20 protein-coding genes, 1 tRNA gene and 1 other RNA gene are annotated in these 18,012 nt (G+C 42.6%); 3 read left to right on the plus strand and 19 right to left on the minus strand.

The features are described from left to right. Positions 1-211 precede the first annotated feature (211 nt). From ACXQIQ_RS12900 to ACXQIQ_RS12980, 17 genes are all read right to left on the minus strand, one after another. The gene (locus ACXQIQ_RS12900; RefSeq protein ID WP_226552755.1) at positions 212-475 is read right to left on the minus strand and encodes a pro-sigmaK processing inhibitor BofA family protein; all 264 of its coding nucleotides are present in this window, start codon (positions 473-475) and stop codon (positions 212-214) included. A 71-nt stretch (positions 476-546) separates the two neighbouring features. Continuing rightward, complete coding sequence (locus ACXQIQ_RS12905) at positions 547-768, minus strand: YaaL family protein (protein WP_226552756.1); 222 nt, start codon at positions 766-768, stop codon at positions 547-549. A 22-nt stretch (positions 769-790) separates the two neighbouring features. After that, positions 791-1,387: a recombination mediator RecR gene (gene recR, locus ACXQIQ_RS12910; RefSeq protein WP_439302509.1), complete on the minus strand. Its 597-nt coding sequence runs from the start codon at positions 1,385-1,387 to the stop codon at positions 791-793. Positions 1,388-1,499: 112 nt separating this feature from the next. After that, the gene (locus ACXQIQ_RS12915; RefSeq protein WP_226552758.1) at positions 1,500-1,814 is read right to left on the minus strand and encodes a YbaB/EbfC family nucleoid-associated protein; all 315 of its coding nucleotides are present in this window, start codon (positions 1,812-1,814) and stop codon (positions 1,500-1,502) included. A 21-nt stretch (positions 1,815-1,835) separates the two neighbouring features. Then, positions 1,836-3,596, minus strand: coding sequence for a DNA polymerase III subunit gamma/tau (gene dnaX / locus ACXQIQ_RS12920; RefSeq protein WP_439302510.1), 1,761 nt, complete (start codon positions 3,594-3,596; stop codon positions 1,836-1,838). Between the two features lie 208 nt (positions 3,597-3,804). Further along, positions 3,805-4,069, minus strand: an RNA gene (gene ffs, locus ACXQIQ_RS12925) — signal recognition particle sRNA large type. A gap of 209 nt (positions 4,070-4,278) precedes the next feature. Further along, the gene (gene tadA, locus ACXQIQ_RS12930; RefSeq protein WP_439302511.1) at positions 4,279-4,770 is read right to left on the minus strand and encodes a tRNA adenosine(34) deaminase TadA; all 492 of its coding nucleotides are present in this window, start codon (positions 4,768-4,770) and stop codon (positions 4,279-4,281) included. Positions 4,771-4,837: 67 nt separating this feature from the next. After that, positions 4,838-5,749 (minus strand): homoserine kinase, encoded by a 912-nt coding sequence (gene thrB / locus ACXQIQ_RS12935; protein ID WP_439302512.1) that lies wholly within the window; start codon positions 5,747-5,749, stop codon positions 4,838-4,840. Continuing rightward, a complete protein-coding gene (gene thrC, locus ACXQIQ_RS12940; RefSeq protein WP_439302513.1) occupies positions 5,746-6,810 on the minus strand; it encodes a threonine synthase in 1,065 nt (354 codons plus the stop codon). The genes thrB and thrC overlap by 4 nt, the downstream gene beginning before the upstream one ends. After that, positions 6,810-8,105 carry a homoserine dehydrogenase gene (locus tag ACXQIQ_RS12945; RefSeq protein WP_439302514.1) on the minus strand — a complete coding sequence of 432 codons (1,296 nt, stop codon included), beginning with the start codon at positions 8,103-8,105 and terminating at the stop codon, positions 6,810-6,812. Before ACXQIQ_RS12945 ends, thrC begins: the two co-directional genes overlap by 1 nt. Before the next feature lie 208 nt (positions 8,106-8,313). Next, complete coding sequence (locus ACXQIQ_RS12950; protein WP_439302515.1) at positions 8,314-9,360, minus strand: ABC transporter permease; 1,047 nt, start codon at positions 9,358-9,360, stop codon at positions 8,314-8,316. Then, complete coding sequence (locus tag ACXQIQ_RS12955) at positions 9,361-10,230, minus strand: ABC transporter permease subunit (RefSeq protein WP_439302516.1); 870 nt, start codon at positions 10,228-10,230, stop codon at positions 9,361-9,363. 26 nt (positions 10,231-10,256) lie between these two features. Beyond that, on the minus strand, positions 10,257-10,910 hold the full coding sequence (locus ACXQIQ_RS12960; protein ID WP_439302517.1) for a hypothetical protein: 654 nt from the start codon (positions 10,908-10,910) through the stop codon (positions 10,257-10,259). Continuing rightward, on the minus strand, positions 10,900-11,484 hold the full coding sequence (locus ACXQIQ_RS12965) for a sigma-70 family RNA polymerase sigma factor (protein WP_439302518.1): 585 nt from the start codon (positions 11,482-11,484) through the stop codon (positions 10,900-10,902). Before ACXQIQ_RS12965 ends, ACXQIQ_RS12960 begins: the two co-directional genes overlap by 11 nt. Before the next feature lie 190 nt (positions 11,485-11,674). Continuing rightward, positions 11,675-12,250: a hypothetical protein gene (locus tag ACXQIQ_RS12970; protein WP_439302519.1), complete on the minus strand. Its 576-nt coding sequence runs from the start codon at positions 12,248-12,250 to the stop codon at positions 11,675-11,677. 113 nt (positions 12,251-12,363) lie between these two features. Continuing rightward, positions 12,364-12,939, minus strand: a complete 576-nt coding sequence (locus ACXQIQ_RS12975) for a hypothetical protein (RefSeq protein WP_439302520.1) — start codon at positions 12,937-12,939, stop codon at positions 12,364-12,366. A 186-nt stretch (positions 12,940-13,125) separates the two neighbouring features. Next, complete coding sequence (locus tag ACXQIQ_RS12980; RefSeq protein WP_439302521.1) at positions 13,126-13,680, minus strand: hypothetical protein; 555 nt, start codon at positions 13,678-13,680, stop codon at positions 13,126-13,128. A 151-nt stretch (positions 13,681-13,831) separates the two neighbouring features. Between ACXQIQ_RS12980 and ACXQIQ_RS12985 the strand changes: the two genes are divergently transcribed. Continuing rightward, the gene (locus ACXQIQ_RS12985) at positions 13,832-14,287 is read left to right on the plus strand and encodes a hypothetical protein (RefSeq protein WP_439302522.1); all 456 of its coding nucleotides are present in this window, start codon (positions 13,832-13,834) and stop codon (positions 14,285-14,287) included. Positions 14,288-14,354: 67 nt separating this feature from the next. Here the strand turns inward: ACXQIQ_RS12985 and ACXQIQ_RS12990 are convergent, their stop codons facing one another. Further along, the gene (locus ACXQIQ_RS12990) at positions 14,355-14,924 is read right to left on the minus strand and encodes a helix-turn-helix domain-containing protein (protein WP_439302523.1); all 570 of its coding nucleotides are present in this window, start codon (positions 14,922-14,924) and stop codon (positions 14,355-14,357) included. 790 nt (positions 14,925-15,714) lie between these two features. On the opposite strand from ACXQIQ_RS12990, the gene ACXQIQ_RS12995 reads away from it, so the two are divergent. Next, complete coding sequence (locus tag ACXQIQ_RS12995; protein ID WP_439302524.1) at positions 15,715-15,912, plus strand: small, acid-soluble spore protein, alpha/beta type; 198 nt, start codon at positions 15,715-15,717, stop codon at positions 15,910-15,912. A gap of 189 nt (positions 15,913-16,101) precedes the next feature. Here ACXQIQ_RS12995 and ACXQIQ_RS13000 read toward each other — a convergent pair. Further along, positions 16,102-16,177: transfer RNA gene (locus tag ACXQIQ_RS13000), tRNA-Arg, on the minus strand. A 386-nt stretch (positions 16,178-16,563) separates the two neighbouring features. Here ACXQIQ_RS13000 and ACXQIQ_RS13005 point away from each other — a divergent pair. Beyond that, positions 16,564-17,961 carry a PhoH family protein gene (locus ACXQIQ_RS13005; protein ID WP_439302525.1) on the plus strand — a complete coding sequence of 466 codons (1,398 nt, stop codon included), beginning with the start codon at positions 16,564-16,566 and terminating at the stop codon, positions 17,959-17,961. Positions 17,962-18,012: the final 51 nt, after the last annotated feature.

The raw sequence follows: 18,012 nt of genomic DNA on the forward strand, positions 1-18,012 counted from the left end.
TTTTGTTGTGATGTCTTGTTGCGACTTTTAATATAATATCATCGTTTGCCTAATCTGTCAAAGACTTTTTTCAGCAATTTGTGATGAAGTATTCGGCTTTCGTTGCTCGCCTCAAAAGCGCAACAGAGAATACTATACCATGTGGATTTTAATGACGCAAGACTTTTTTACAAAGAAAAAAAGAGCTTTTGATTGAGCTCTTTCAGTCTTATTATAGGATGAACTTTTGGATGGCGACCAGGGCGAGTAATCCGGGTATGCCGAGGAAGCCGGATACGGATGCTGTGGCAAGGTTGATCGGTATATGGAGATTGATTGCGGTACCAAATGCGTTGAGGAAAAACAATAGTAGAGCTCCTATTACAAGTTTAACCGCTGCTTGTCCGACCCAGCGAAGTGGTTTTAGTGGCGCGCCGATCACTAAGAGGAGTACGATCAATCCGCAGACGATCGCAAATACCCAGAATGGATCCATAGCAATATCCCCCTAACAGTTTGTCTCACCACTATACGTATGTACAAAGACATAAAAAAAGAACGAGAAGTCTAGAAACTTCTCATTCTGATCTTACGAACCTTCGCCTCTTTCAACAGGAAGAAGTATTTGGCTTTGGCAAGCTTAACTTCATAAAGGACCTGTTCAGAGGGCTCTACACTGTTTTCAATGAGTTCCTTTTTAGTGAGCCATTCGGATCGGACCGATTCTATGGCTTTCAGCAATCGTTCATTTGCTTCCTTACGAAGCCGACCTGTACGACGAAAAAACACGACTTCACTCGCCTCCGTGGAGCTATATTTCTCGACGCCCTTCTAGAGCACGAGATAATGTGACCTCGTCCGCATATTCCAGATCCCCTCCAACTGGTAGACCGTGTGCAATACGAGTAATCTTGATGCCAGTCGGCTTCACGAGACGACTGATATACATCGCGGTCGCTTCACCTTCAATGTTAGGATCTGTCGCCATGATCAGCTCTTGAACCGTATCATCTTGAAGACGTTTGATAAGCTCCGCCACCTTGATATCTTCGGGACCTATCCCTTCCACCGGCGATATTGCTCCGTGGAGTACATGATAGAGTCCTCTGTATTCTTTCATTTTTTCCATAGCGATGACGTCTTTCGAATCATGGACCACACAGATCATCGATCGGTCTCGGCTGGAATCATCGCAGATCATGCAAGGATCGCGATCGGTGATGTGGTGACAATTCGAACAGTAAGTGAGATCCCTTTTTGCATTGACCAAAGCTTTACCGAATTCAAATACGTCATCTTCTTTCATTTCTAACACGAAGAATGCCAGGCGGACTGCGGTTTTCGGACCGATTCCTGGCAGCTTCATGAAGCTGTCGATCAATTTCGAGATCGGTTCAGGATAATGCAACGTAATTCCTCCTATAGAAGAAACAGATCTGGCGTCACTCGTACGCGATCTGTTTCTTCATGCAAGATAAGCTTTCGTTCAGGCTTATCCTTATTCCAATATGGGGTTGCGCTTAAAACATACCTGGCAAGTTCATGCCTTTAGTGAATTGTCCCATGTCCTTGTTTACAAGCTCATCTACATTCTTCAATGCGTCGTTTGTAGCTGCAAGTACAAGGTCTTGTAGCATTTCGATATCATCTGGGTCGACTGCTTCTTCTTTAATGACGATATCGATGATTTCTTTATGGCCATTTGCTGTTACGGTTACCATTCCGCCACCAGCTGTTCCTTCAACTGATTTTTCTTTCAACTCTTCCTGCGCTTTCATCATTTGCTTCTGCATTTTTTGCATTTGTTTCATCATGTTATTCATATTGCCTTTCATTTTACTTCCTCCTTGTTATCGTTAATCTTCTATCTCTACATATTCAGATCCGACCAGCTTGACGGCTTCGTCTACTAGTGGATCTTCACTTCCCGATTCAGTTGATGCGTTTGCATTTGATCCTGTTTCATTGGATTCGCTTGCATCTGATTCCGATGGTTCATCCTCGTCTTCAGTCTGATCGGATTGTTTTTGTTCTTTTATAAACGATTTCTTAACCTCTTCCCAATCATCCTCAAGAATCGTCATCATCGTCATCTGACGACCAAGCGTTTCAAACACGACGGACTCGACACATTCTTTGATGTTATCCTTTACAGCCATCTGACTATGAAGTTCGTGTTGGAAGGCTAACAAGAATGCATCTTCAGAACTTGCAACTGGAGTCGCATTAATCATCCATGCATGCGCATTGACCATCCTGGACTTGATTTGCTCCATGATGTCGCCCCACTTGCTTCGTAATAACTGGAGATCTTTCTTGGATGCTGTTTTGAGCATTTCCTTGATACGGCCAGTAGAAGCTCTCGACTTCGGCGTTTTCGATTGGAATGTCCGTTTCGGTTTTTCTGGCTCAGGACTACTTGTTGTGTTGGCTGAGACTCCCCGTTCTTTCAATAACTTGATTTCCTGCTCAAGTTGTTGAATTCGGTTCATGAGCGGTTGAACGTCTGCACTTCCTGTTTGAACGGGAGCAGATTCCTCCTGGCATAGCTTTACGATCGCTAGCTCTAAGTGGATTCTAGGGTGGTTGGTCCACTTCATCTCTTGTTGAGCTTTATTCAGGACGTCGATGACTTGATAGATCCAATCGCCCGGTATCTTTTTCGCAAGGTTTTCGAATTCTTGGTCCACTTGAGCACGATCGAGCACTTCTTCCAGGTTAGGAGCAGCTTGGTACAACAACATGTCTCGGTAATAGAAAATCAAATCATTGATGAACCGGATCGGATCTTTCCCTTTGTCCATCAACTCATCAATTTGCTTCAATGCTTCAATCACATTGTTTTCTTGAAAAGCGATCGTCATATCCGACAGGAATGTTTGGGATACAGAGCCGGTGACTGCAAGGACATCGTCGACCGTTACCGTATCTTCACTATAGGAAACAGCTTGATCGAGGATGCTCAACGCGTCCCGCATTCCACCTTCCGCTGCTCTTGCTACAAGATGAAGAGCTTCTTCCTCCACTTGCACATTCTGGGATTCAATGACGGTTTGCATCCGTTTTACAATGGAATGACTTGTAATCCGTCGGAAATCGAATCGCTGACATCTTGATATGATCGTCAAAGGAATTTTATGCGGTTCCGTCGTCGCCAAAATGAATATGACATGTGCTGGTGGTTCCTCCAATGTCTTCAGTAGCGCATTGAATGCACCGATGGACAGCATATGTACTTCATCAATGATATACACTTTGTACTGGACAGCACTTGGTGCATACTTTACTTTGTCCCGGATATCACGGATCTCATCGACGCCATTGTTTGAAGCGGCGTCGATTTCAATGACATCAGAGATGGAACCTTTTGTAATGCCGACACAAGCTTCACATTCATTACAAGGTTCTGCAACTGGCGCTTTTGCACAGTTGACTGCCTTCGCAATGATCTTTGCTGCACTTGTTTTGCCGGTTCCTCTTGGACCGCTGAACAGGTAGGCATGGGATAGCTTTTGTTGTAATAATGCATTTTGTAATGTCTTCGTTATATGTTCTTGCCCGACCATGTCCTGAAACTGTTGTGGCCGGTATAACCGATATAATGCTTGATATGCCATCCGCACACCCTCCTTTAATAGAACATTTTCATCCTTTTTATTATACCGATTCCCTGGCTCATTTTCAAAGAGGAATCCGTTTCGCATTTGGTTTAAAAATTATGGATTTCACTAATCGAAGGTATTCCTAATCAGATCTCCTACATGATGAAGACATAAAAAAAGCCGACCATTATCTGGTCGACCTTTTGTATAGTATGTATTAACGCCGTGCACCTTTCGTCGATAAAGCCTTCATAAGCGTTACGCCCGCAGTTAGCTCGGCCCAGGCAACCCCGCGGCACACGGAGTAACCCACTTACTGCTGCTTCCTTCCGGACCTGACAGGGTTCATGGGGCTCCGTTGCGCAGGACCCGGACGTCAACACCACTTACGAACGGCAGACCTTACGTCAGCTAACCTCGGAAAGGGATTCAGTCTCGCTACAGCGGATTGCGAGTACAGGACACCGCTACCTTCCCACCTAGCACGGCAAAGTTTATAACATTGTTAGGCGCATGAGAAATGCGCAATCTCTAGTATACGCTCACTTGTCCATAAAATCAACTGTAAAATATTTGAATGACTGATGTTCGAATCAGTTCCCATCAACCACTTAGAAACGCCTCCACCGACTACAGTCCATGGAAAGCTCTCTTTATTTAACAGCAAATCACACTATAACACGGTGAAACGGATTGTTCAAGAATCGTTTTCCGCTTTCTCCAGCTTTTTTCGTTTACGGAGATCCTGGAAAAATTGTTTGAGCATCAGACTGCATTCTTCCTCTAATACACTTGAGGTGACAACGGCCTGATGGTTGAAACGAGGTTCATCGAGCAAATTCATCAAGGTACCCGCACATCCACCTTTCGGATCGCTCGCTCCATAAACCACCCGGTCGATTCTTGAAAGCACGATGGCACCTGAACACATCGGACAAGGTTCAAGAGTGACATATAGCGTGCAACCTGAAAGCCGCCAAGTCCCAAGAGCTTTGCATGCTTCGTCAATCGCTAGCAGTTCCGCATGTGCTACCGATCGTTGTTCCGTTTCACGTAGGTTATAGGCGAATGCAATGATCTCACCATCTTTAACGATGACCGCACCTATTGGAACTTCTCCGATAGCGGCTGCTTGCTCGGCCACTTGAATCGCTTTCTTCATAAATGTTTCATCGGTACTTTGATACATAAGATTTCTCCTAGGAACTAAGATATATCCTCAACTTTACCTTATTGAACAGGAAAAATACAGATGGTCACAAAGCGGATGGCTCAAAACATGTGGTAGACACAACGCCTTCACCATCCACATTCAAAGTTTGGATGAACATTTCAGGGAAAGCCTGTTTCAACTTCCTGAACAGCAATTCCGTTTTAAACGTTACTGTAAAACAGGAGATGGTCGGACCAGCACCGCTCAACGCGATCCCGAATGCGCCATATCTCTCTGCAACATGTTCAACTCTTTTGTAATGTGGGATTAATGGCAACCGGTAAGGTTGGTGATATAGATCCTTTTTCATCATTCTCCCGACCAAGTCCCAATCCTGCTTCAATAACCCGGCAACTAGAACATTAGAGACAGCACCCGCTCTGACAGCCTCCTTGTAAGAAATTTGATCAGGAAGGACAAGTCGAGCTTCCTCGGTGCTAAGCTCCTCTTGAGGTGAAACGGCAACGATCGAAATCGGCATCTCCTGAATCTGAAGAACCTCTAATTGTTCGTCCGTCTCACAGGTAATGACCAGCCCTCCATATATAGATGCACCAACATTGTCGGCATGCCCTTCATATTTCACCGCAGTTTTAAGCTTGGTTTTCTTCGAAAGCTTCAGGTTCCCTAAAGTATCGGCCAACTCAATCCCCGCAACAATCGCCGCTGCACTTGATCCAAGTCCTCGCGTCAATGGTATATCACTTCGCACACGAACGTGACAGGGCGGCAACCTTTTGCCGTGAGCAACGGCTGTCTCCAATGCTATTTGAATAATCCAGTTCGATTCATCTCTCGGAAATGCCTCTAGTGATGGGGATAGTGCTTCAACTTCCCATTTCGAATGTTCTGTGACATCCAATATCAAGTATCGGTTGAGTGCCAATCCGAGTGAGTCAAAGCCCGCTCCGAGGTTTGCTGTACTTGCAGGTACTTTGATTTGCCAGCTCTTCATATGCTGATTTTCCCTTTTATAAAATCGGTGACGATGTTTTTGTTATTCGGCAATTTTACCGGCTGGACAGGGCTTTCACTTAGAGCGATTGCAGGATCTTTCAATCCATTCCCAGTTAAAACGGCTACCACCTTTTGACCGCTCACCAATTCTCTTCGGGCATGAAGCTTCCGAAACCCTGCCAATGAGGCGCAGGATGCAGGTTCTGCAAAAATACCTTCATACTTTGCAAGCTGCTGATAAGCTTCCAAAATTTCACCATCACTGACCTCATCGATCAAACCTTGTGATTCTTCAGCCGCATCCACTGCCAATTGCCAGCTGGCGGGATTCCCGATCCGGATGGCGGTCGCAATCGTTTCAGGCTGAGGAAAAACTCGATCATGAACAATGGCTGCCGCTCCTTCTGCCTCAAAACCATACATTTTCGGTAATCCCGATACCTTGTCTTCGTGATATTCTTTGAAGCCTTTCCAGTACGCTGAGATGTTTCCAGCATTCCCTACAGGTATCGCCAAGACATCAGGAGCCTCACCAAGTTGTTCACAAACTTCGAACGCAGCTGTCTTCTGGCCTTCTAACCTGTACGGATTCACAGAATTCACTAACGTCATACCGTCCTGCTCACTCAGCTCCCGGACCATGGCCAAGGCTTCATCAAAATTTCCTTCAATCGAGATGATCTTCGCCCCATACATGACTGCTTGTGCCAATTTCCCTTGTGCAATCTTTCCATCTGGAATGACGACAACACATTTCAATCCAGCTCTTGCAGCGTATGCAGCCGCGGAGGCGGAGGTATTCCCGGTTGAAGCACAAATGACAGTATCGCTTCCTGCTTCCTTTGCTTTTGCTACAGCAAGTACCATACCGCGATCTTTAAATGAGCCAGTTGGATTCGCCCCCTCTACTTTCGCATACAGCTCAATGCCAAGATCTCTGGATAAGTGTTCCAATCGGATGAGGGGTGTGTTTCCTTCTTTCAAAGACAGCCTCGGTGTTCGGTCTGTGACGGGTAAAAATGCATGGAACCTTTGCAGTAGACCATCCCATCGTTCCATTAAGACGCTCCCCCTTCAACTCGATACGTGCTTTTTACAAACTGAACACCATCTATGTCCCTTAACTCCATTTGGATCTTTTCAAAACTTGCAAGGCTTGTATGATGTGTGACAAGTACGATTTCTGCTTTCTTTTCTTCTGGTAGAGGGTGTTGCAATACTTTCTCAAAACTCGCACCGTTTCTTGAAAATACAGAAGTGATACTGGATAACACTCCGACCTCATCTTCTACATGCAGTCTCAGGAAATACTTCGAAAAGATCTCATCGTTCTTTTTCAATTGTTTATTGAATTGAGGGCTGACTGCGCTTCTTCCGTTAACACCAAGGCGCATGTTTTTCATCACACCGACAAGGTCGGATACGACAGCGGTAGCCGTCGGTAGACTGCCCGCCCCTGGACCATAAAACATCGTTTCACCGACTGCTTCACCGTATACGTATACCGCATTGTACTCATCATTGACGGAGGCGAGTGGATGAGATTCCTCGAGCAAAGTCGGCTCTACGCTCACCTCCACACAATTTCCTTCACGGTGTGCATATCCGATCAATTTCATGACATATCCCAATTGCTCGGCATATCGGATGTCATTCTCTGTAACCTCTGTGATGCCTTTCAATTTGACATCATCCAGATCAATATTCATTGAATATCCCAAAGTCGAAAGGATCGCCATTTTACGTGCTGCGTCCAATCCACCGACATCCGCAGATGGATCTGCTTCTGCAAAGCCATGGGCTTGGGCTTCGGCAAGAACATCATCAAAGGAACGACCTTCTTTCGTCATTTTTGTCAAAATGAAGTTCGTCGTCCCGTTCACGATCCCCATCATTTTGGTGATCCGATCAGACGCTAAGCCGTCTGCCAACCCCCGTAGGATGGGAATTCCCCCGGCCACACTCGCTTCATAAAACAAGTCACATTCGTTTTCTGATGCAAGATGCAACAGTTCTGGTCCATGTACAGCCATGAGATCTTTATTGGCTGTTACGACATGCTTCTTATTTCGGATAGCTTTTACGAGGTGTTCTTTCGTTTCTTCTATGCTTCCCATCACTTCTACGACGACATCAATCTCTGGATCGAGCAATACATCATCCGCTTCCAACGTGAGAATGGTGGTATCAATATCAACATCTCTCAATTTATGAAGATCTTTCACAAGTGCTTTTTTGATCTGAACGGGGCAGCCTATCTGGTGCATCAATTTATCCTGATGATTTTCAATCACTTTGACAACCCCAGTTCCTACTGTGCCTAAACCTAATAATCCGACTGATATTGATTCCATCCAACCAACCTTTCCTCTTAAAATTTGTTTTTCTCACGTGTACTTTTGTTTATATATAAAGGACATTATAAGGAAGGCAATAGGCCATTACAATAGGTTTTTTGTGAGGATTTCCATGTAAGTGCTTACATGTTTGTGAGAGTAAGGGAAAATTTTTTCACAAAAAAATGCTGCCTCCGATTTTCCTCGGGAAACAGCATTTCAATTTCTATTCTTTATGCTCCAGTCGAAGCTCTCTTCTCTGGATTGCTGAGCGTTGTCTTAAAGGTGTGAACTCTTTTTCTTTCGAGTTATGATCGGTGGCTTCAGAAGTCTTTTCAGCTGGTTTGTATTTCACCCGCCAGTTTTCGGTAACCGACTTGATGCCTTCAAGCATGAAATTCATGGACAAAATCGTAAGAGCAAAGAACAAGATGGGAACGAGGATGATCCATGGATTGATCGTCAAATACCGAACACCGTTTCCTATGAGACCGGACCATTCGTAAGAGAGCGATTGAGGTGGATCTGGCCAGTTCGGGTCGAAACTTAAATTCGTCCCCCCGAAGAAAATCTTGAAAAATCCAAGATGCGCTAACACGAGCATAGTCTGGACAAGCTGCTGCATGAAAATGATCCAAAGCTGGGGCTGGATGTGGGGACGTACGTGCTTCCACAAAATATGGAGCCTGCTCCCACCAACGACTCTTGCCCCTTCTATGAATTCTAGCTTGAAAATCCTTCCCATCTCGTTACCAATGAGAATGGATGTAGTCGGAACTGCCAGGAACGCTAATATGATCACTTCAATCCCGACGCGCTCCCAAAAGGTATACGCAAACCCACTCGGATTTTCCATGAGAAACGGCGTTAAGATGAAAATGGCTAATAAGGTGACTGGTACGTAATTGAAGACATCCACAAGCCATGTAATATAGCGTCTGAACTTATAAAAATAGGCACCATAAAGAATTCCGAAGATCATGGAGACAGACAATCGGATGAAGGCGATCAAAATCGCGAATGCGATTGTATACTTGGCTCCGATTGAAATCATATGAGTGAAGTGAAAACCTAAAGGATCCGTCCCTAAAGGTACATTCCAACTAGGTGATATCGGAGCTGCCTCTACCGCACGTCCATCCTCATAAAGGATCTTCGTCTGTGCGACCTGATTATCCCATAAGACCGTATGCAAGATACTGATCGACAACAAGGAAAAAATGAAAATGAACCCGATCAGGAAGTATTTGTTCTTAAATAGTCTTTTCACCATTTACATCACGACCTTTTCATTTGTGACACGTTCCAACAACCATTGGCCGATGGCAAATAACAAAAAGATGGGGATGAAAATGGAAATCAAGCTTAGCGCAAATACTTGAGGATTCAAGTATTCCAGCAAGAAACTCATGATGCCGTTGATGTTGAATATGTATTCTAAGATCAACAAATTGGACAGCATGAACCAAATGACCGTTTTAGAATAGTTCAAGATACTCGCAAGTGAATTCCGAAGGACATGGATCATTAAAATCCTTCCCTGGTATACCCCTTTACTTTTCGCAAGTTCAACATATTGGCGATCCAATTCATATTCTGTAATCGACACCATCACTTTGTAATATTGGATCATCGGTAAAATGGATAAGCAGAGCATAGGGAGTAAATAGATCGGTTCTCCAGGCATCGAGGCGACCTCAAAAAATAATAAACCAGTACTCTTATAGATCCAAACGATGACAAGCTGACAGATGATGATGATCAAGATATCCGGAATGGACTCTAGTACAAAACTGAACACTTTCGATACTTTTCGCCACTTCATAGGCATAAGCATCGTACCGAACGTCAACAATCCTGCTACGAGCAGTGCGATCAGAATGGATCCAATCAAAACAATCAGGGAGTAAGAAACGATGCCGGATAGTTGCGGCAATAGCTCTCTCGTAGCCCCTTCTGTGCTGTAAGTGATTTCTTGAAAATGAATCAATCCTTGTAATACGTCTATTAAACTAGAAGAATAGCCTTGCCAGTTCAACGTGAGTGAACCATCGTTCGGCAATAATCGGGGTAACCCAGCCATCAGGATGATTCCGATAATGATACAGACGAACCTCAATAATTGATTGGTGATGAATCTCATACAATCCCCCTCTTAACAAACAGCGCCTAGTGTGCTTTTTTCTCTTTATCCATCCAGGTAATCTGTTTATGATCCGTCGCCTTCACACCTCTGATAAATGCGCTATTTTGCTCTTCCTTCCATATACCTTTTTGGTCATACCCTTTCACTATGGTTATATCGACTGTGTAATCGTTCCAAGGAGCCCCGATTTCATGGACGCCTTCTTTCCCTGTATAGAGTTCCGTCCCTTTATAAAACATCTGTTCGATTGTGGATCGGACGTCGCTCTTACTGGAATGCGGCACTACTTCTATGCTCAAAGAAACGTAACGATCCCGTTTTGAAACGGTGACGTATTCAATGAATTCATTCTCTTGCATCGCCAGGTTCGAAATTCTGTTCAGCAAAGGTAAACTGGTAACTTCCCGTCCTGTATTCAATACTAATCCATCTGTGAACTCATCAGACTTTTGAGGTGGCTCCAAAATATACGTAACCGAAAAGACGAGCAAAAAGATACAAACTGAAATGCTCAATACCGGCTTCAACATCCATAAGTATTTTTCAAAAAAGGAGATCGATTGATCTTGTTCACGAATCCGTTCCATGACTTCACGCTTCTTCTCATCTGAGAAGCGTTTCTTCTGATATACCGCTTTGTCCATGACACGATCCAGATTCTTAAGCTTATCCTCCACTCGACTCTTCCCCTTTCTCCAAATGTGAGCGTAAGAGCTTCCTAGCTTGAAACAACCTGGATTTCAAGGTCGATTGTTTCATATTGAACAGTTCACTGATCTCAGTCAAACTCATCTCTTCTTGATAATAAAGGATGATGAGCTCTCGATACTTGACCGGAAGGGAAAGTATGGATTGTGCCAATTCATTGTACTCGTCCTCTACAATCAAACGAAGTTCAGGTGTTTGATCATTGCTTTCTTCCTTGAACAGAGTCATCGGATTGGCAAACCATACATTCCTGTGCGACCAACTCTTCAGATGATCTTTGCATCGATTGACCGTTATTTTATATAGCCAGTTTTTCAATGAACCTTCTCCGCGGAATGTCTCCAGCTTGGAATAGCAAGTAATGAAGACGTCCTGAACGATATCCTCCGCTTTGCCCCAATCTTTGACGTATGTATAAGCTAATCGAGTCAATCGCTCACCGAAATAATCAACGACTTCCTCCATGATTTCTTCTTTATAAAGACGTAAACTTTCCAGACTGAATGTCTTTTTCTCTTGTAGAACTTCCCTGAAGTTCTCCATGTGTTCCAACCCCCTAAATGACCTTTCAATACTATAGACGACTGATATGCTGATTGGTTGTTTATTTTTCGAACATTTCCATATTTCAAATAAAGAAAGCGCAAGAAAATTATCAACCTGAATCATTGAAAAGTCAAATAGTGTAAAAAGTAAAAAAAGCCACCGCTCACTGCAGTAGCTTCTTCACAGGTTATTGTGTTTCATTGAGAAAACTAGGGGTTTCCAAACCGAGTTTTTCGTAGATGGAAGCCAGTCCGGATTCAAAGTTTTGATAGAATTCTTCTGTTGCACTTTCCGCTTTCTTCAACGCTTGTTGGACGTCTTCAGTGTTCAAATCTTCACTGCGCTGCTCAAATTTGTCTGCAAGCCCGTTCAGGGATTGATTTAACTCTTCACTGTATGCTTCAAGTTCCTTTGGAATCTCAAGGTTACGCAGATCTGTCGCTAATTGCTCACTCGATTGAGCAGCTTCATTTTTTAACGTTTTCAATTCTTCTTCACTTAGATTTTCCGTTTCGGATTGTACAGATTGGGCAAATTGTTTGAAGTCATCGTCGTATTGATTGATTGTAGATGTAACTTTGTCCTGGAACTCCAACAGGGAGGCTTGGACCTTCCCTTCATTCAATTGAGCCGATTCATCTGTTTGGGTATCTTGGTCTTGATCTCCGTTTGCATCATTGCTTGTATCCTCTGAACAACCTGATAAGATAAGTGCACTACACATAACGATACTCATGAGAATGGACCAGAATTTTCGGTTCATGTTCATTCACCTCCTGTCTATTATCTGTAAATTCCTTATTACAGCAATTCTTAAACAGGAAGTATGCCGATTAAAAAAAGCCATCTATCCTTATTGGATAGACGGCTTACTTATTAGGAAAGTTCAGCAGAGAAACTTGGAGGTGTCAGTCCTAGATCTTCAAAGACTTTACCCATCTTCTCTTCAAAGCTTGCGAACATTTCATCCGCTTCTTTTTGACCATCTTCAACGTTTTCGATTGTCAGATTTTCAGCACGCTTTTCATAAGACATTGCTGCATCTTCCAATGCTGTTTTGATATCTTCTTCGTAGTCTGAAAGTTCACTTGGAACTGAAATTCCACGAAGTGCTTCAGCCGCTTTAGGACCAGCTTCCGCAGCTTTCGATTTCAACTCTTCAAGTTCTTCTTTTGTCGGTTTTTCTTCTGCTTCTTCATCATTGAACTTGTCTTTTGCTGCTTGGAACTCAGCAAATGACGCGTTGTTGTCTTGAAGAACCGTTACAACTTCATCTTGGAAATCCAATAGAGCTGCCTTCACGTCTTCTTCACTTGATTCTTCACTGTCAGATGCATTTTCTTCTGTGTTATTTTCTTCGTTGTTGTTTTCTTCTGTACCTTCTGAATCTTGGCTGCAAGCTGCTGCAAAAACGAGTAAGAACAGCATTGCAAACATCATGATTTTCTTCATGGTTAAAGCTCCCCTTTTAAATGAAAAATTTGGGCAGACCAACCGATTTCACTATGTATGTTTACCAACCGATTTTATCGCCCATATATTAAGACGAGCATCAGAAGATTTGGTTTGATTTTTTTCAAATTTTTTTTTTAAAATTTAAAAGGCTCCCATAGCATGAGAGCCTCAGACTTATAAAGGTTATTCAATTTCTTTCTTGATGTTTGGCGCTAGCAGATCAGCATCTTCAAAGACTTTTCCAACCGTCTCTTCAAAGCTTGCAAAAAGCTCATCGGCTTTATTTTCTGCATCTTCGTTGTTATCAATTGTAAGTTCTTCAGAACGTTGTTCATAAGATTTCGCTAGATCTTCCAAAGCTGATTGGAAGTCTTCTTCATATTGTGACAGCTCACTTGGAACTTCCATCGCACGGATTGCTTCCGCCGCTTCAGGACCTGCTGACTTCGCTTCCTCAAGCTTAGCTTCTAATTCTTCCTGTGCAGGCTTGTCCTCTTCTGCTGTTTCAGCATCATACTTCTTTGCTTTCATCGCTTCGAATTCTGCGAATGGTTTATGGTGTTCTTTTAGTACATCCACAATCTCCTCTTGAAAAACGAGCAATTGTGATTTAACTTCTGTTTTGTCCATTGCTGGTTCTTTCTCTTTGTCAGATCCAGAAGTTGAATCGTCACTACCGCATGCCGCCATCGTAAAGACGAATACAAACATCAGGATGAATGCTAGGATTTTTTTCATACGTGTCTCCCCCTCTTAGTTGAAAGTCCTATGCAAATGTTAGTGTAACCAAGCTATTGGAACATGTAAATTTTTTTATTTATTCAAAATTATGAAACGAAAAGGAATCTCTCTACGTCTTTAGACTCGAAAGAAGAAGGAGGGTCAATCTATGTACCGAATCTTCGGAATTCTATCCATCATCTTGATTATTTTGACAGGGTGTGGCTCCACTTCCAGTGGGTCAGGTAGTGAAGAGTCTGACCAAAATGAACCACCTGAGGCTTCCATAACCATTCAAGATAAAGCTGTTTCCTTTCAACAAGGTTCTTATTGCTGGAGCGGCTCTGGTCAAGGCGTGTGTATAGACAAAAGTGGTGCAGTAGATCTTACGGAAGATGTAGAACCAGTAATCGTCCAAGGAAACGAGAGCATCAAAATTTCATATGAACAGGAACCTAGCGAATTATATGTGCGCGTACTGAAAGATGGCAGTGAACATGCAAATATGAAAGATAAATTTGAATTCCAGACGCCTTCAGAGCCTGGAACCTATGTATACGATGTTTTTGCGAAGTGGCGTGAAAAAGGAGATCTCGCCCTTGCATTTAAAATCAAAGTCCAATAATACTTATAAAATGTTTCATGTGGAACAAAAGAAACGTCAACTTCCCTCACTGGGATTTTGACGTTTTTTACTTCATTTTTTGTTTGGGCGGCTTTTTTGCCTTACTTCTCTTTGTTACATCCAAAGATATCGTAATGACACCGATGACCTTACCATTTTTATCCCGGATCGGTTCTCCGTAAACATCATACGTATTTTCCCCTTCTGATAATGGGAAATGGATTTTCTTTCTCATTTTCATGCCGGTATCAATGATTTCCTGTTTGAAAGCCATTATTTCTTTTGTCCCTTTATTATTGGCAATTTCATCATCACGTTTTCCGAGTATATTCATGGACTCAAAATCTTCATGAGGATTGAAGATCCATACGTATTCCAGGTCTAAATTACAATAGGCAATCACCATCTGGGAATTACGAAGCATCAGTAAAAAAGATGGTTCCTCATATTGATCGTTGAAAAAAGTAGAAGGATTGACTCCAAGCGCAGTCGATATTTTCTTAGCGACTTCCATACTTGGATTACGGGTTCCTTTTTCAATTTGTGCATAGTACGATCGATCGATGAAACACTGTGTTGCCACTTGTTCTTGTGTATAGCCTTTTTGTTTTCTGGCTTGTATGAGCCATTCTCTCATCCAAATCCCCCCGATTTGTTGCAAACAGCCACTTTTAAATTTTTCTGAAGTATAAGACTATCAATGTATAGTAAGAAAGCTACAAATCCAAATAAATGTGAAGGGATGTGTGAATAATGGTGCCAATCCAACCTTTTATGAAGAAACCAATGTTCTTGCCTTTTGCCTGGTTACAATTGGTCTTAGAAGGAAACTCCATGAGCACATACCTGCTTACGAAGCATTCCCTGACTTTGTGGCAGAAATGCCACCCATGTATTTATAATTACTTGCAAAATGTTGTCGACCCTAACAATATGTTGGAAATGTATAGAACGGAAATTATCTTACAGGAGCACAATCATATTGAAATCATGATGACAAACGGTGAACTGATCTTACATTTTAAGTTACAGTTTTGTCAGAATGATTGGTATATCGACCTTCATGGTCTCAAGCAATACTTGAATGATGAATGTATCTCCTGCCTGGAGCATTAATTATCATTTCCGAGCCTTTGTAAACTATGTTTCTTTTTGATAATCATTGAATTACTACGCCCATAAAGATGTAGTATAAAACAATTGTAGCAAGAAAGCGCAAAAGTACATGTGGCTTATAGCCACATGTACTTTTTTATCAACATATTATTATAAAGCCATTCTAGCTTTGTCTAAAGCCCTTATACCTCTATTTAACCAATTTCCTTAATTTACCTATTTCGATTCTAGTATAAAAATATTCGGGCTATTCATACTAACCTCAAGTGGTAAATACCTCCACTGATTTTAAAGGAATAGAGGTGAGTGACATGGCTCAAAACAACAATCAATTAGTAGTAGCAGGTGCTCAAGCAGCAATCAACGCTATGAAGACTGAAATCGCTTCTGAGTTCGGAGTACAACTTGGACCAGACACTAGTTCTCGCCAAAACGGATCTGTTGGTGGAGAAATCACTAAGCGTCTTGTACAACAAGCTCAAGCACAACTTGGTGGTGGCCGTTACTAATCGTAAGGGTACTTACTAAGCCTCTTCTTGGCAAAAAGGTTTCCTCTAAATAGGAGGAAGCCTTTTTATTTGTTGGAGATGTCCATTTCACCAACAGTGTAATTTATAATGAGTTCATTTAAGGATAGGAAATAATAATGAGATAGGAAAATTTACAAGTAAAATGAGGGGCGATAAGTAAAAAGGATATGGCGGCCCCGGCAGGAATCGAACCTGCGACGCACGGTTTAGGAAACCGACGCTCTATCCTCTGAGCTACGGGGCCACATTGAAGACATTTTCTATTATAATGATTCGAGGTGTTCTCGTAAATATATCACAGAAAATCCCCATAGCCACTAATGAAAAGGACAAAATGCACATATATATGTCATATACCATGCGATACCTTTAATTCGGTTCTTATAATTGGAATAATTTACTCAATAAATGTTCAAATGAATCAATACCGAAATACCAATTGTCTCATATGATATATGGAAAGCTGGTATCCGCAGAGGGAATGATGATGTTTTCATGATTCCTTTGGTACAAATTCACCATATTCTATACATTTCCATGAGTAATTAGCCGATATTAAAGGTAAAGATAGGTATAAAATCGAATATGTAATCATGCGTATACTAGTCATTCTCGAGAGGGGTTGGATCCTTGAACAAGATCTATATCTTGGACACAAATGTTATTTTACATGACCCTGCTTCCATTTTTAAATATGCAGGGAATGATGTTGTCATCCCAGCTGTCGTCGTAGAAGAAATTGACTCAAAGAAAAGGTTGCAGGATGAGGTTGGTCGAAATGCTCGGGAATTTGGCCGACAGTACAAGACGTTACGCGAAAAGTACAAAGACCGCTTACAAGAACCTTTCCAACTTGATCACGGAGGTACTTTGGTCATCGAGCTGAATCATCGTTCTTTCGAAAACATCAAGAGCATCTTCAACCAGGATTCAAATGATAATCGGATTTTGGCTGTTGCGGTTAATATTGCCCTCGAACAAACCCAAAGGGATATCATACTCGTTTCCAATGATATCTTATTGATTGCGAAAGCGGATGCGCTCAAGAAATCGTTGAGTACACCGAATTTCACTGCACAATTATATGAAAACGATCGTCTCGTTGAGAGCTCCCTCACGATTCATAAGGGTTACCACGAGCTTCATGTTTCCCCTGAATTCATTGATGCATTTCATGCGGACCATGAACTTCCTCTTTCCAAACTTACCGACTATCTTCAAACGGATGTACATCCACAAGATTTCCTATTGATGAAAAGCAATGCAGGTACGAACCAATCCGCTTTAGGACGGGTTGTCAAAAAAAGAAATGAACTGGTTTGCAAGCCATTATTCCAGACCGATGATGATTCATTCGTATGGGGATTACGTCCGAAGAATGTTGAACAACGGATGTTTCTGGAGTTGCTCCTAGACCCAAAAGTGGAAATGGTATGTGCCATCGGGAAAGCCGGTACTGGTAAAACGTTGCTGGCCCTTGCGGCGGCATTGCACGAGACCCAGGACATGAAGCACTATACGAAGATTACCGTCGCTCGACCGATTGTTCCGATGGGGAAAGATATCGGATATCTGCCTGGAGAGAAAGATGAGAAACTCCGTCCATGGATGCAGCCGATTTTTGATAACCTGGAACAATTATTCAATATCGACCCGGAATCCAATAAGAAGAATGATAAAAACGGCTCCGTGCCAAGAATTGAAAAAGAAATTGAACTTTTGAATATGGAAATTGAAGCACTCACCTATATTAGAGGACGAAGCATCCCGAATCAGTTCATCATCATCGATGAAGCGCAGAACCTTACGAAACATGAAGTAAAGACAATCGTAAGCCGCGCCGGGAAAGGGACGAAGATCGTACTTGTCGGTGACCCTGATCAAATCGACCATCCTTATCTCGATTCGGTCAACAATGGTCTTACCTATACGATCGAGCGCTTGAAGTCTGAAGAAGAAATTGGCATCATCCGTTTGTCCCGTACAGAACGATCGAACCTTGCGGAAAAAGCGGCTCGTCACCTCTAGTTCACGAGAGCGCTCTAAGTGCCTGATATCCTTCAATGGAAGGGTTCATCC

The organism is Pseudalkalibacillus sp. Hm43, from assembly GCF_054170705.1.